Here is a 2072-nt window from a genome sequence, read left to right as displayed (position 1 = left end):
CGTGATGATAGCGATTTATGGGTGAATTTTTGGGGCAGACATAACGAGCTTAGCAATTGTTATATAGCTGGTAAAACCAATAGAGGACCAACCATTCGAGTTAATTTAGAAGGCATTGAAAGTATAAATAACTACCACCAAATAGTGAATAATCATTTTGGACCACGACCTGTAAAAGGCGGCCCAAGTGGAGAAACCATACAATTAGGAAATAGTTTTACATCAATGGCGCCAAGTTATACCATGGTTGCCAATAATTTATTTGAAGAATGCAATGGCGAGGTTGAGGTGATATCGAGCAAAACGAACTTCAATGAATTTAGAAACAACGTGTTTTACAAAAGTGAAGGATCGCTTGTAACAAGACACGGGAATTATTGCACCATTGATGGTAATTATTTTATTGGTGATGGTGTTAATGAAAATTATGGTGGTATTCGAATTATAAATACAGGACATTGGGTAACAAATAATTATTTTTTCAACTTAAAAGGAAAAAGTTTTAGAAGCCCATTGGCTGTAATGAATGGTATTCCAAAATCACCTCAAAATAGGTACAACCAAGTTACAGATGTTGTTGTAGCTTATAATACCTATGTTAATTGTAGCGCACCTTGGCAATTTGGAGTAGGTACAAATATCGCTCAGGCAGATGTGTTGCCTAAGTCTGAAATCCGTTCAGCACGTGCCATTAGAACTACGGTAGCAAACAATGTGATTTATAATGAAAAAGGGTTAGATGCAATTGTTGTTGAAAATGACAAAGCCGATGGCGTTACCTTTAAAAGTAATATTGTCGATAATAAAGGAGTTAAATTTGAAGGTTATAATGGAGGTATTGTAACAGCCACTTTGGGTCTTGAAAAAATTTCGGATAACATATTTATTCCAACAGGTATTCCAAGCGATATTGAGTTATATAATGGTTATGATTTCAATATGATAACAAAAGACTTATTTGGTAAATCCAGAAATGAAAACAATAGTATTGGAGCCATTTTAGGAACCGATATTACCAACCCTAATATTCTTGATAAATCAAAATATGGTACGTCATGGTATTCAAACGTGGCTGAAGCTAAAACGCCAGCAACTTATATAGTTTCTAATGCAGATGAGTTACAAGCTAAAATTGATGGTGCAACTAACGGTGATATTATTGAATTAAATGATGGGGTTTATAACGTGAACAAATCATTAGTAATTAATAAAACAATAAAGTTTCAATCTAAAGAAGGAACAAAAGCACAAATTGTTTTTTCTGGTGAAGCTAATACCGCTTTATTCGAATTGAATCCTAAAGGAAAACTATCAGTTAGTAATTTGATATTAAAAGGAAATGATTCAAATAATGCTTTTGCAAGTTTAAAAGAAAACATGTCAAATCATTTTGGACTAACCGTTTCAAATACTGAAATAAGTAATTTTAATTATGTTCTAAAGGCTTATAAAGAATCTTTTGCAGAACGTATAACATTTAGTGATGCATCAATTTCTAATTGTGAAAATGGCATAGAACTTTCAGAAGAAACGAATGATAAAGGCGATTACAATACGGAATATTTAACTGTAAACAATTGTAATTTTAATAATGTAAAAGCAAATGTTATTGATTATTACAGAGGTGGTTATGATGAATCTACTATTGGGGGTAATTTAATAGTTACAAACTCAACATTTACAAATTGTGGATCAAAGGAAGACACTAAAATACTTTTGAATCATAGAGGCATTGTTAATGTAAATATTACCGGTAATACTTTTAAAAATAACCCAGTTCCATTTGTTTCTATATTGTGGGGCGCAAAGAATAATGAACAATCAAATAACACCATTGTTAATTCAGGACAAATTAAAGTGGAAGAGAATTTAACCATGAAATTAATGTATTAATTCTGGTTAAAATTAGAAAAAGTTAATTAACTTCATTGTTCAGTTTTGGGTATTATTCCATGACGTTTTTGGCATTATATTTTACTTAAATGACCGCGAAATGATTGATGGTTCATTTGAGTAAAGGCCTTTTTAATTATGTTAAAATTAAGATTTTATTGTATATTTCTTTGACATGG

General features: G+C 31.3%; 1 protein-coding gene. It reads left to right on the top strand.

The genetic code is table 11. From position 1 onward, the window contains the following. On the top strand, nt 1-1893 hold a 1893-nt coding region (locus WBN21_RS13920), incomplete at its 5' end, for a chondroitinase-B domain-containing protein (RefSeq protein ID WP_424201290.1). Nucleotides 1894-2072: the final 179 nt, after the last annotated feature.

This window comes from Algibacter sp. (assembly GCF_049667265.1).
Lineage (GTDB): Bacteria > Bacteroidota > Bacteroidia > Flavobacteriales > Flavobacteriaceae > Algibacter_B.
Note: the sequence above shows the minus strand (reverse complement) of the source record. Positions and strands in the feature narration are given on the sequence as shown.